The following is a 12071-nucleotide window of genomic DNA, read 5'->3' as shown; positions in this document are numbered from 1 at the left end:
TCCTGGCGGAGCAGAGAGCGGGCAATCCTGCCCCGCTCTCGATTCGCGTCACGTGTTATTCGGTTTCCAGATCGATATCGATGCCGAGGGAACGAATTTCTTTGATCAACACGTTGAAGGACTCGGGCATGCCCGGCTCCATACGGTGATCGCCGTCCACGATGTTTTTGTACATCTTGGTCCGACCGTTCACATCGTCCGACTTCACTGTGAGCATTTCTTGCAGAGTGTATGCAGCACCGTATGCTTCCAGTGCCCAGACCTCCATCTCCCCGAAACGCTGACCACCGAACTGCGCCTTACCACCCAGCGGCTGCTGGGTAACCAGGCTGTACGAACCGGTAGAACGAGCGTGCATCTTGTCGTCTACCAAGTGGTTCAGCTTCAGCATGTACATGTAGCCAACAGTAACCGGGCGCTCGAACTTGTTGCCGGTACGGCCGTCGGTCAGCTGCATCTGGCCGCTTTCTGGCAGGTCCGCCAGTTTCAGCATGGCCTTGATTTCGCTTTCCTTGGCACCGTCGAACACCGGAGTGGCCATCGGCACGCCGCCGCGCAGGTTTTTCGCCAGATCCAGGATTTCCTGATCGGAGAAACTATCCAGATCTTCGTTACGACCACCGATCTGGTTGTAGATCTCGTCCAGGAACTTACGCAGTTCCGCGACCTTGCGCTGCTCTTCGACCATGCGATTGATCTTCTCGCCCAGACCTTTGGCCGCGAGGCCCAGGTGGGTTTCGAGAATCTGACCAACGTTCATACGCGAAGGTACGCCCAACGGGTTGAGGACGACGTCGACCGGGGTGCCATTGGCATCGTGCGGCATGTCTTCAACCGGCATGATCACGGAGACCACACCCTTGTTACCGTGACGCCCGGCCATCTTGTCGCCCGGCTGGATGCGACGACGGATTGCCAGGTAAACCTTGACGATCTTCAGCACGCCTGGAGCCAGGTCATCGCCCTGCTGCAGCTTGCGCTTCTTGTCTTCGAACTTGTCGTCCAGCAGACGGCGGCGATCAACGATGTAGGCCTGGGCCTTCTCGAGCTGCTCGTTCAGAGCATCTTCAGCCATGCGCAGTTTGAACCACTGGCCATGCTCAAGACCGTCGAGTACTTCGTCGGTGATTTCCTGACCTTTCTTCAGGCCGGCGCCGCCTTCGGCTTTGTGGCCGACCAGAGCGGAACGCAGACGTTCGAAAGTGGCGCCTTCGACGATACGGAACTCTTCGTTCAGATCCTTGCGGATCTCGTCGAGCTGGCTCTTCTCGATCGACAGGGCACGAGCGTCACGCTCTACACCGTCACGAGTGAAGACCTGTACGTCGATGACAGTACCCTTGGTACCGGTAGGTACGCGCAGGGAGGTGTCTTTAACGTCGCTGGCTTTTTCACCGAAGATTGCACGCAGCAGTTTTTCTTCCGGAGTCAGCTGGGTCTCGCCTTTCGGAGTGACCTTACCGACCAGGATGTCGCCTGCGCCTACTTCAGCACCGACATAAACGATACCGGCTTCGTCCAGCTTGTTCAGTGCAGCTTCACCCACGTTCGGGATGTCCGCAGTGATTTCCTCTGGGCCAAGCTTGGTGTCACGGGCCACACAGGTCAGTTCCTGGATGTGGATCGTGGTGAAGCGGTCTTCCTGGACCACACGCTCGGACAGGCAGATGGAGTCTTCGAAGTTGAAGCCGTTCCATGCCATGAACGCGATGCGCATGTTCTGACCCAGAGCCAGTTCACCCATGTCGGTGGACGGACCGTCGGCCATGATGTCGCTGCGCTGAACCCGATCACCCTTGCTCACCAGCGGACGCTGGTTGATGCAGGTGTTCTGGTTGGAGCGGGTGTATTTGGTCAGGTTGTAGATGTCGACACCGGCTTCGCCTGGCTCAACTTCGTCATCTGCAACACGAACCACGATACGGCTGGCATCAACCGAGTCGATCACGCCGCCACGACGAGCCACGACGCAGACGCCGGAGTCACGGGCAACGTTACGCTCCATGCCGGTACCTACCAGCGGCTTGTCGGCACGCAGGGTTGGTACAGCCTGACGCTGCATGTTCGAACCCATCAACGCACGGTTGGCGTCGTCGTGCTCGAGGAACGGAATCAGCGACGCCGCAACCGAAACTACCTGCTTCGGCGAAACGTCCATCAAGGTGACGTCTTCTGGCGCCTTGACGGTGAATTCGTTCAGGTGACGAACAGCTACCAGCTCGTCGATCAGCTGACCTTTGTCGTTCATGGTCGCCGAAGCCTGGGCGATCACGTGATCGGCCTCTTCGATAGCGGACAGGAACACGATTTCGTCGGTCACCAGACCTTCTTTCACCACACGGTACGGGCTCTCGAGGAAGCCGTACTGGTTGGTGCGAGCATAGGCGGCCAGGGAGTTGATCAGACCGATGTTCGGACCTTCCGGCGTCTCGATCGGGCATACACGACCGTAGTGAGTCGGGTGTACGTCACGAACTTCGAAGCCTGCACGCTCACGAGTCAGGCCGCCTGGGCCGAGCGCAGAGACACGGCGCTTGTGGGTGATCTCGGACAGCGGGTTGTTCTGGTCCATGAACTGGGACAGCTGGCTGGAACCGAAGAACTCCTTCACCGCCGCCGCCACTGGCTTGGCGTTGATCAGGTCTTGCGGCATCAGGCCTTCGCTTTCAGCCATCGACAGACGCTCTTTGACCGCGCGCTCTACACGCACCAGGCCAACGCGGAACTGGTTCTCGGCCATCTCGCCTACGCAGCGAACACGACGGTTACCCAGGTGGTCGATGTCATCGACGATGCCTTTGCCGTTACGGATGTCGACCAGAGTCTTCAGAACCGCAACGATGTCTTCCTTGCACAACACGCCGGAACCTTCGATCTCGGTACGACCGATACGACGGTTGAACTTCATCCGGCCGACCGCAGACAGGTCATAACGCTCAGGGCTGAAGAACAGGTTGTTGAACAGGGTCTCGGCCGCATCCTTGGTTGGAGGCTCGCCAGGACGCATCATGCGATAGATCTCGACCAACGCTTCCAGCTGGTTGGTGGTGGAGTCGATCTTCAGAGTGTCGGAAACGAACGGACCGCAATCGATATCGTTGGTGTACAGCGTTTCGATGCGCACAACCTGAGCCTTGGCGATCTTCGCCAGGATCTCGGTGTTCAGCTCGGTGTTGCACTCTGCCAGGATTTCGCCGGTGGCCGGATGCACGATGACCTTGGCGGTAGTACGACCCAGGACGTAGTCCAGAGGCACTTCCAGCTCTTTGATCCCGGCTTTTTCCAGCTGGTTGATGTGGCGAGCAGTAATACGACGACCCTGCTCGACAATAACCTTGCCTTTGTCATCCTGAATATCGAGGACCGCAATTTCACCACGCAGGCGCTGAGGCACCAACTCCAGGCTCAGGCTTTCGCCGCGCACGTGGAATACGTTGGTGGTGTAGAAAGCGTCCAGCACTTCCTCAGTGGTGTAGCCCAACGCACGCAGCAGTACCGATGCAGGCAGCTTGCGACGACGGTCGATACGCACGAATACGCAGTCTTTCGGGTCGAACTCGAAGTCCAACCAGGAACCGCGATAAGGAATGATACGTGCGGAGTACAGCAGCTTACCGGAGCTGTGCGTCTTGCCACGGTCGTGGTCGAAGAATACGCCAGGGGAACGGTGCAGCTGGGAAACGATTACACGCTCGGTACCGTTGATTACGAAGGTACCGTTCTCAGTCATCAGGGGGATTTCACCCATGTAGACTTCTTGCTCTTTGATGTCCTTGATCGCTTTGTTCGACGATTCTTTGTCGAAAATGATCAGACGAACTTTTACCCGCAAAGGTACGGCGTAAGTTACACCGCGCAGCACGCATTCTTTGACATCAAATGCCGGTTCGCCCAGGCGATAACCGACATACTCCAACGCAGCATTGCCGGAGTAGCTGATGATCGGGAAAACGGATTTGAAGGCCGCATGCAGGCCCACGTCGCGGAACTGATCTTTAGTCGCTCCCGCTTGCAAGAATTCACGATACGAATCCAGCTGGATGGCCAGGAGGTACGGCACATCCATGACGTCCGGCAACTTGCTAAAGTCCTTGCGGATACGTTTTTTCTCAGTATATGAGTAAGCCATCAGCGTTCCCCAGCTTGGTCACCTGCTTATTTGGCCCCTCCCGACGGGAGCAGCCAGAAAATCGTGCAAACCCTTTGGTTTGCGCCACCGCACAGGGTGGTTACAGCACGTTAGAAGCACCGACCCAGTCGGCTGCCAATAACGGAAAAAGGCCGGTGGCAAGAGCCACCAGCCATCAGCCTCAGCTTAACGCTTGGGCTGGAGACACAAAGTCGATGCTTACTTCAGCTCGACTTTAGCGCCTGCTTCTTCCAGAGCTGCTTTGGCTTTGTCAGCGGCTTCTTTAGCAACGCCTTCCAGAACCATGGCAGGAGCGCCGTCAACTACAGCCTTGGCTTCTTTCAGGCCCAGACCGGTCAGTTCACGTACAGCCTTGATCACGTTAACTTTCTTCTCGCCAGCTTCGGTCAGCATGACGTTGAATTCAGTTTGTTCTTCAACAACAGCGGCAGCAGCAGCTGGGCCAGCAGCGGCAACAGCAGCGGTAACGCCGAAGGTTTCTTCCATTGCTTTGATCAGCTCAACAACTTCCAGAACGGTTTTCTGGCCGATTGCTTCGATGATTTGCTCGTTAGTCAGAGACATGACTATAAATTCCTGTATTGGGGTGACAGCCTACGCAGCCATCAAATTAAACATATGATTTTGAAAGGGCTTGCAGTGCCTTAGGCAGCAGCAGCTTCTTTCTGGTCGCGAATGGCCGCCAGAGTACGAGCCAGCTTGCTGGTAGCGCCTTGGATCACGCTCATCAGCTTCGCAATAGCTTCGTCGCGAGTTGGCAGCGAAGCCAACACGTCGATCTCGTTTGCTGCGAGGTACTTGCCCTCGAACGCAGCTGCCTTGATCTCGAACTTTTCCTGACCCTTTGCGAACTCTTTGAAAATACGAGCAGCAGCGCCCGGATGTTCCTTGGAGAATGCAATCAGGGTAGGGCCGACGAACGCGTCGTTGAGCACGTCATATTGAGTGCCTTCAACTGCGCGCTTGAGCAGGGTGTTACGTACGACACGTACATACACGCCAGCTTCGCGGGCCTCTTTACGGAGTCCGGTCATAGCGCCTACTGTCACACCACGGGCATCAGCCACGACAGCGGACAGAGCGCCTTTGGCAGCCTCGTTGACTTCAGCGACGATGGCCTTCTTGTCTTCGAGTTTAATTGCCACGGGTTCAACTCCTGCTTGTTACCGTTTCATCCAACCGAGGCCGGATGTCGTTTTGGTGTCTGATTCGGTAAGGAACCGGGAGCACCATCTGCGTAGGCTTGTGGTTTAAGACTTGCGTCGCCTACGGTCTTGGATAGCCCCCGCCAGGCAGGGACCCCAATCTTTCAATTGACGCAATCTCTTGCGTCAACCTGTGTCTTATACGTCCAGCGAACCCTGGTCGATGACCAGACCTGGGCCCATAGTGGTGCTCAGGGTAACGCGCTTGACGTAGATACCTTTCGAAGAAGCTGGCTTGATACGCTTCAGATCAGCGATCAGGGCTTCAACGTTTTCCTTCAGCTTGATGGCGTCGAAGCCAACCTTGCCAACGGAGGTGTGGATAATGCCGTTTTTGTCGGTGCGATAACGAACCTGACCAGCCTTGGCGTTTTTAACAGCGCCTGCTACGTCTGGAGTTACGGTACCAACCTTAGGGTTAGGCATCAGACCACGTGGACCGAGGATCTGACCCAGTTGACCTACAACGCGCATTGCATCCGGGGAAGCAATAACCACGTCATAGTTCAGGTCGCCGCCTTTCATTTCGGCAGCCAGGTCGTCCATACCTACGCGATCAGCGCCGGCAGCCAGGGCAGCTTCAGCAGCTGGACCTTGGGTGAACACAGCTACACGTACAGTCTTGCCAGTGCCATGTGGCAGCACGGTAGCGCTGCGAACAACCTGGTCAGATTTACGTGGGTCAACGCCCAGGTTTACAGCGACGTCGACAGACTCGCTGAACTTGACGGTCGACAGCTCGGTCAGGAGAGCAGCTGCGTCTACGAAGCTGTAGGCCTTGCCCGCTTCAATCTTGCCCGCGATAGCCTTTTGGCGCTTGGTCAGCTTAGCCATTACACACCCTCCACGTTAAGGCCCATGCTACGAGCAGAACCGGCGATAGTACGCACGGCTGCATCCATATCAGCTGCAGTCAGATCCGCGTTTTTGGTTTTCGCGATTTCTTCCAGCTGAGCACGGGTAACGGTGCCAACCTTAACGGTGTTCGGACGAGCGGAACCGCTGGTCAGGCCAGCAGCTTTCTTCAGCAGAACCGAAGCAGGGGTGCTCTTAGTTTCGAAAGTGAAGCTGCGGTCACTGTAAACAGTGATGATCACAGGAGTCGGCAGACCTGGCTCAAGACCCTGGGTACGGGCGTTGAAGGCCTTGCAGAATTCCATGATGTTCACGCCGTGCTGACCCAGAGCTGGACCGACGGGTGGACTTGGGTTGGCCTGTGCGGCCTTCACTTGCAGCTTGATGTAAGCAGTAATCTTCTTAGCCATGAGGCACTCCAATTACGGGTTCAAACGCCTAGAAAGGCTCCCCGGTTACTTGCGCGTTTATCCCAGTGACGACAAAACCCCACAGCCTTGGGCTGCGGGGTATGGGATTCTCGTTCAGTTATGCCTTTTCGACCTGACTGAACTCTAGCTCTACCGGAGTAGAGCGACCGAAAATGAGCACAGCCACTTGGATCCGGCTCTTTTCGTAGTTAACTTCTTCGACAGTGCCGTTAAAGTCAGCGAACGGACCATCGGTAACACGAACAACCTCACCCGGCTCGAACAGAGTCTTCGGCTTAGGCTTGTCGCTACCATCAGCGACACGACGCAGAATCGCTTCTGCCTCTTTGTCCGTGATTGGCGCAGGCTTGTCGGCTGTACCACCAATGAAGCCCATCACCCGAGGAGTATCCTTGACCAAGTGCCAAGTACCCTCGTTCATATCCATCTGAACCAGCACATAACCAGGGAAGAACTTGCGCTCACTTTTGCGTTTCTGGCCATTACGCATTTCAACCACTTCTTCAGTGGGAACCAGAATTTCGCCAAAGCCATCTTCCATGCCAGCCAGCTTTACGCGCTCGATCAACGAACGCATTACATGCTTCTCATAACCCGAGTAAGCATGCACAACGTACCAACGCTTAGCCACGGGACACCCTTAGCCAACAATCAAGGAAACGAGCCAGCCGAGCAGGGAATCAAGCCCCCACAACAGCAACGCCATAACCAGAACAACAGCCACTACGATCAACGTGGTCTGCGTGGTTTCTTGGCGAGTTGGCCATACGACTTTACGAATCTCGGTGCGAGCTTCCTTAACCAGTACAAAGAAAGACTTGCCCTTGGCCGTCTGCAAGCCTACAAAGGCAGCTACAGCAGCAATGGCAAGCAAAGCGAGCACACGGTACAGGATCGGCGAAGCAGAGTAATACTGATTACCGACAACGCCAACGACCACCAAAGCAACTACTACAAGCCACTTGAGCAGATCGAAGCGAGAGCCTTGAGCTTCAGCTTTAGGAGTCATCTATGAAGATCCTGTGAAAAGAAAGCCAGACACACCGAGTGAATCTGGCAGGTCAGGAGGGAATCGAACCCCCAACCTACGGTTTTGGAGACCGTCGCTCTGCCAATTGAGCTACTGACCTAAAAACAAATCAGGCCGACCATTATGCCGGCCCGATGGAGATATATCAAGAACTTACTCGATGACCTTGGCCACGACGCCAGCGCCGACGGTACGACCGCCTTCACGGATAGCGAAACGCAGACCATCTTCCATCGCGATGGTTTTGATCAGAGTGACAGTCATCTGGATGTTGTCACCTGGCATTACCATTTCAACGCCTTCTGGCAACTCGCAGTTACCAGTCACGTCAGTAGTACGGAAGTAGAACTGTGGACGGTAGCCTTTGAAGAACGGAGTATGACGACCGCCTTCTTCTTTGCTCAGAACGTACACTTCAGCAGTGAACTTGGTGTGCGGCTTAACGGTACCTGGCTTAACCAGAACCTGGCCACGCTCAACATCGTCACGCTTGGTGCCACGCAGCAGAACGCCGCAGTTCTCGCCAGCACGACCTTCGTCGAGCAGCTTGCGGAACATTTCAACGCCGGTGCAGGTGGTTTTCTGAGTTTCGCGCAGACCAACGATCTCAACTTCTTCCTGGATGCGAACGATACCACGCTCAACACGGCCAGTTACCACGGTGCCACGACCGGAGATCGAGAACACGTCTTCGATAGGCATCAGGAACGGCTTGTCGATAGCACGCTCTGGCTCTGGGATGTAGGTATCCAGAGTTTCTACCAGCCTCTTAACAGCGGTAGTGCCCATTTCGTTGTCGTCTTGGCCGTTCAGAGCCATCAGAGCCGAACCGATGATGATTGGAGTGTCATCACCTGGGAAGTCGTAAGTGCTCAGCAGATCGCGCACTTCCATCTCAACCAGTTCCAGCAGCTCAGCGTCGTCAACCATGTCAGCCTTGTTCAGGAAGACAACGATGTACGGAACGCCTACCTGACGGGACAGCAGGATGTGCTCACGAGTTTGTGGCATCGGACCATCGGCAGCCGAACAAACCAGGATCGCGCCGTCCATCTGGGCAGCACCAGTGATCATGTTTTTGACGTAGTCGGCGTGGCCTGGGCAGTCAACGTGCGCGTAGTGACGAATGTTCGAGTCGTACTCTACGTGCGCAGTGTTGATGGTGATACCACGAGCTTTTTCTTCTGGGGCGCTGTCGATCTTGTCGAAGTCAACACGAGCCGAACCGAAAACCTCGGAGCAGACGCGAGTCAGAGCAGCAGTCAGAGTGGTTTTACCGTGGTCAACGTGACCAATGGTACCAACGTTGACGTGCGGCTTATTACGTTCGAACTTTTCCTTAGCCATCGAAATCACCCCTAGGAGAAGAATTGAGCAAGTCACACAAGCCATTAAAACAAAGGCAGATATTTTCATATCTGCCTTGTTATATGGAGCTCTTGAGCGGATTTGAACCGCTGACCTCACCCTTACCAAGGGTGTGCTCTACCAACTGAGCTACAAGAGCGAAACACTTTGCACAACCTGCAAACTTGGAGCGGGTAGCGGGAATCGAACCCGCATCATCAGCTTGGAAGGCTGAGGTTCTACCACTAAACTATACCCGCGGAGCTTGCAGCTCACGCTTAAATCTGGTGGAGGGGGAAGGATTCGAACCTTCGAAGTCGTAGACGTCAGATTTACAGTCTGATCCCTTTGGCCGCTCGGGAACCCCTCCTAAGCGAGGCAGCATTCTATACTATGCCACCCTTCTGTCAAGCATTTTCTCATTAAAAACCTGAGGTTAGCTGCATTGACCTTGCTTCGCTGCGTCTACCTCTAGAGGTCTTCACTGCGGAGCGGGCGCCATTCTATGCAAACTATTCGGCAGTTGCAATGCCTTCGCATGACATTATTTTATGTTTTAACTCATTGAATTCTTTAGCAAGATTCTGCAGCAACGAATCATCCAGCAAATGCTTGCTTTCAGGGGCCACACGCAACCAGTAACCAGAAGCATCAGGCAGAGCCAAAGACTTCAACCGAACCTCCACACCCAATACCGACAGGCGCTGCTCAAGCGTTTGAGCCTGATCACGGCGAGCAAAACCACCTATATAGAGGCAATCGCCTTGAGCCTCGCCCCCCTTGTCACGCCTGGAGAGCGAGCCAGACGACTCACTCAGTAAGCGAATATCCTGCTGAGCCCCTTTATAAAGCGTCAGAGGCGTTACCTCCTTCGCACGCAAAGGCGCCTCCTGCTGATGCCAGACGTAATAGAACACATTGAGAACCAGGAGCAGCAGGAACAACCAGCGCATAAAAACCTCAGGACAATGGGCAAGCCATAGCCAATCCGACAAAAACCAGATCAGGGACCACTCGCCCCTGCGGCACGACACCAGAAACCAGCTCAGCATCACCACCAGTGAGGAACACCACGAAATCTTCCCCCCAATAGTCGCGCGCCAGCTCCAGCTGAGTCAGCACAAACCCTCTCAACATCAATGAGCAGCCGCGCTCTACCGCTTCAACCGTCGTACGCCCCGGCAACAGACTCTCCAAGGCGCGCTCGGCAGACAAATCGTCGTACCGAATCCGACGAGTGTGAGTTCTCAACTGATTACGCATCAATGGCATCCCCGGGCAGATAAAGCCCCCCAGGTGCTCCCCATCCGCCGCAATGAAGTCCGCAGTAACAGCTGTCCCAAAATCGAGCACCAGACAAGCACCAGCTGCCAGGCGAAAGCCCCCCAGCATGGCAAGCCAGCGGTCCAGACCAAGTCGCTCAAACTCCTCATAGCCATTTCGTACGCCTGCCATTTCTTTCGCAGGCGCAGCACAGACCACCGATACACCAAAAGCCTGTACCAACATAGAAGTAAGCTTGTTCGTCTCTTCGACCGTGCGAACGCTGACCAAACGGCAGCGGCTCAAGACCAAGCCGTTTAGCGCACGCAGATGCCCGACCAAGGCGTCATCGGAACCAACCACACCCTCAGCAAATACCCCAAGCGCGGCATTATTCAGAACACGCCACTTAATGAAGCTGTTTCCACAGTCAAGCTCAAGAATCATCGCGCAACCTCAAGCTGAGCTCACCACCGCTGTAGACCCTCTCAACCCCATCTACTTCCAATCGCAATGCCCCTTGCTGATCGATGCCCATAACAACACCGTCTATTTTATTGACCCCAGCAATCAGAGACACCGCATTACCTTGCCACAAGTGATTCTGCTCCCACTCCTCTTGAATAGAGGAAAAGCCCTGGGCTTGGTGACGCTCCAGGTAAGCCCTCAGCATCATACTCAGCCGAGCAACCAACTGGTTGCGATCAACCTGCTTACCGGACTCAAGCCGCATAGAAGTCCACTGCTGATCAACCTCGTCAGTTTTCTGCATGTTGACGTTGATACCCACACCCAGAACCACATGACAAACATCGGCAGGATCCCCAACCAACTCCAGCAGGATTCCAGCGATTTTTTTGCGCCCAACCAAAACATCGTTTGGCCACTTCAGACCCGCACCAGCAACTCCAAACTCACGCAAGGTCTGCATGACTGCCAGCCCGACCACCAAGCTGAGCCCTTCAAGCTGACGCATTCCACCATCGATACGCAGCACGAGACTGTAATAAACATTTTCTGCAAAAGGGCTCACCCATTTGCGACCTCTCCGACCACGCCCCGCCGTCTGACGCTCAGCGAGCACCAGGAACGGCGCAGGCACGCCGCGCTCGACAGCCCTCAGAGCTTCAGCATTTGTAGAGTCGATGGAATCGAAAGCCAACACAGCCCAAGGGCAATCCTTTGACTGCTCGCAAATATCTGCCGGGCTCAGGAGCATCAGCGGAGCCGCCAGCTGATAACCGCGACCGCGGACTTTATGGATAGAAAGCCCCAGATCAGCCTCCAACTGCTGCAACTGCTTCCACACGGCACTACGGCTAATACCCAAGGCAGCACCAAGGGCCTGGCCCGAGTGAAACCGCCCGTCCTTCAGAAGCTCCAACAATGTCAGCATGCAGATCTCGCCTCACAATGAGGCAGGCATGATAGCCATGCCTAAGGCTGTTGCATAGAAAGCGTGACAGGCACAATCAAGCAGCTAGCGCCTGCAATTCAGAATGTTTTTTCTGCGCACAAAAACAAAACCCCAACTGCTTTCGCAATTGGGGTTTCGGAATTTAATCTTGACGATGACCTACTCTCACATGGGGAAACCCCACACTACCATCGGCGATGCATCGTTTCACTTCTGAGTTCGGGATGGGATCAGGTGGTTCCAATGCTCTATGGTCGTCAAGAAATTCGGTGTGCCGAGTCGTCTTTCGACGCTTCAGCAAATTGGGTATGTAATAGCTTTGTGGTGCTTTTGTGAGTAGTGCAAACTTTCGGTTCGTTTCGTCTTCACACAC

At 55.0% G+C, this 12071-nt stretch carries 11 protein-coding genes, 4 tRNA genes and 1 rRNA gene; all 16 read right to left on the bottom strand.

What is annotated here, in order from left to right:
- Positions 1-55: 55 nt before the first annotated feature.
- On the bottom strand, positions 56-4129 hold the full coding sequence (gene rpoB / locus NRG23_RS22495) for a DNA-directed RNA polymerase subunit beta (RefSeq protein WP_007925957.1): 4074 nt from the start codon (positions 4127-4129) through the stop codon (positions 56-58).
- Positions 4130-4348: 219 nt separating this feature from the next.
- Positions 4349-4714 (bottom strand): 50S ribosomal protein L7/L12, encoded by a 366-nt coding sequence (rplL, locus tag NRG23_RS22490; RefSeq protein ID WP_007925956.1) that lies wholly within the window; start codon positions 4712-4714, stop codon positions 4349-4351.
- An 80-nt stretch (positions 4715-4794) separates the two neighbouring features.
- Positions 4795-5295, bottom strand: a complete 501-nt coding sequence (gene rplJ / locus NRG23_RS22485; RefSeq protein ID WP_007925954.1) for a 50S ribosomal protein L10 — start codon at positions 5293-5295, stop codon at positions 4795-4797.
- A gap of 198 nt (positions 5296-5493) precedes the next feature.
- Positions 5494-6189, bottom strand: coding sequence for a 50S ribosomal protein L1 (rplA, locus tag NRG23_RS22480; protein ID WP_009051121.1), 696 nt, complete (start codon positions 6187-6189; stop codon positions 5494-5496).
- Complete coding sequence (gene rplK / locus NRG23_RS22475; protein ID WP_003176435.1) at positions 6189-6620, bottom strand: 50S ribosomal protein L11; 432 nt, start codon at positions 6618-6620, stop codon at positions 6189-6191. Before rplK ends, rplA begins: the two co-directional genes overlap by 1 nt.
- A gap of 118 nt (positions 6621-6738) precedes the next feature.
- The gene (nusG, locus tag NRG23_RS22470; RefSeq protein ID WP_002555501.1) at positions 6739-7272 is read right to left on the bottom strand and encodes a transcription termination/antitermination protein NusG; all 534 of its coding nucleotides are present in this window, start codon (positions 7270-7272) and stop codon (positions 6739-6741) included.
- Positions 7273-7281: 9 nt separating this feature from the next.
- Positions 7282-7650 carry a preprotein translocase subunit SecE gene (gene secE, locus NRG23_RS22465; RefSeq protein WP_009045851.1) on the bottom strand — a complete coding sequence of 123 codons (369 nt, stop codon included), beginning with the start codon at positions 7648-7650 and terminating at the stop codon, positions 7282-7284.
- A 45-nt stretch (positions 7651-7695) separates the two neighbouring features.
- Positions 7696-7771: transfer RNA gene (locus tag NRG23_RS22460), tRNA-Trp, on the bottom strand.
- Positions 7772-7824: 53 nt separating this feature from the next.
- Positions 7825-9018, bottom strand: a complete 1194-nt coding sequence (tuf, locus tag NRG23_RS22455; protein ID WP_257372168.1) for an elongation factor Tu — start codon at positions 9016-9018, stop codon at positions 7825-7827.
- 84 nt (positions 9019-9102) lie between these two features.
- Positions 9103-9178 (bottom strand) — tRNA-Thr (locus tag NRG23_RS22450).
- Between the two features lie 26 nt (positions 9179-9204).
- Positions 9205-9278: transfer RNA gene (locus tag NRG23_RS22445), tRNA-Gly, on the bottom strand.
- A gap of 25 nt (positions 9279-9303) precedes the next feature.
- A tRNA-Tyr gene (locus NRG23_RS22440) sits at positions 9304-9388 on the bottom strand.
- Between the two features lie 142 nt (positions 9389-9530).
- On the bottom strand, positions 9531-9971 hold the full coding sequence (locus tag NRG23_RS22435; RefSeq protein WP_053270061.1) for a hypothetical protein: 441 nt from the start codon (positions 9969-9971) through the stop codon (positions 9531-9533).
- Positions 9972-9978: 7 nt separating this feature from the next.
- The gene (locus tag NRG23_RS22430) at positions 9979-10728 is read right to left on the bottom strand and encodes a pantothenate kinase (protein WP_009051127.1); all 750 of its coding nucleotides are present in this window, start codon (positions 10726-10728) and stop codon (positions 9979-9981) included.
- Positions 10718-11677 carry a bifunctional biotin--[acetyl-CoA-carboxylase] ligase/biotin operon repressor BirA gene (gene birA, locus NRG23_RS22425; RefSeq protein ID WP_009051128.1) on the bottom strand — a complete coding sequence of 320 codons (960 nt, stop codon included), beginning with the start codon at positions 11675-11677 and terminating at the stop codon, positions 10718-10720. Before birA ends, NRG23_RS22430 begins: the two co-directional genes overlap by 11 nt.
- 167 nt (positions 11678-11844) lie before the next feature.
- A 5S ribosomal RNA gene (gene rrf, locus NRG23_RS22420) occupies positions 11845-11960 on the bottom strand.
- Between the last annotated feature and the right edge of the window lie 111 nt (positions 11961-12071).

Origin of the sequence: Pseudomonas sp. T8, assembly GCF_024610635.1 — a bacterium.
Lineage (GTDB): Bacteria > Pseudomonadota > Gammaproteobacteria > Pseudomonadales > Pseudomonadaceae > Aquipseudomonas > Aquipseudomonas chlororaphis_I.
The sequence above is the reverse complement of the archived record's forward strand: the minus strand, read 5'-3'. Positions and strand labels throughout refer to the sequence as shown.

Excerpts from the sequence above, each read along its gene's own strand:
- rplL (WP_007925956.1), bottom strand. The coding sequence starts at position 4,714 with ATGTCTCTGACTAACGAGCAAATCATCGAAGCAATCGGCCAGAAAACC.
- birA (WP_009051128.1), bottom strand. The coding sequence starts at position 11,677 with ATGCTGACATTGTTGGAGCTTCTGAAGGACGGGCGGTTTCACTCGGGC.
- tuf (WP_257372168.1), bottom strand. The coding sequence starts at position 9,018 with ATGGCTAAGGAAAAGTTCGAACGTAATAAGCCGCACGTCAACGTTGGT.
- rplA (WP_009051121.1), bottom strand. The coding sequence starts at position 6,189 with ATGGCTAAGCTGACCAAGCGCCAAAAGGCTATCGCGGGCAAGATTGAA.
- NRG23_RS22435 (WP_053270061.1), bottom strand. The coding sequence starts at position 9,971 with ATGCGCTGGTTGTTCCTGCTGCTCCTGGTTCTCAATGTGTTCTATTAC.
- rpoB (WP_007925957.1), bottom strand. The coding sequence starts at position 4,129 with ATGGCTTACTCATATACTGAGAAAAAACGTATCCGCAAGGACTTTAGC.
- rplK (WP_003176435.1), bottom strand. The coding sequence starts at position 6,620 with ATGGCTAAGAAGATTACTGCTTACATCAAGCTGCAAGTGAAGGCCGCA.
- secE (WP_009045851.1), bottom strand. The coding sequence starts at position 7,650 with ATGACTCCTAAAGCTGAAGCTCAAGGCTCTCGCTTCGATCTGCTCAAG.
- NRG23_RS22430 (WP_009051127.1), bottom strand. The coding sequence starts at position 10,728 with ATGATTCTTGAGCTTGACTGTGGAAACAGCTTCATTAAGTGGCGTGTT.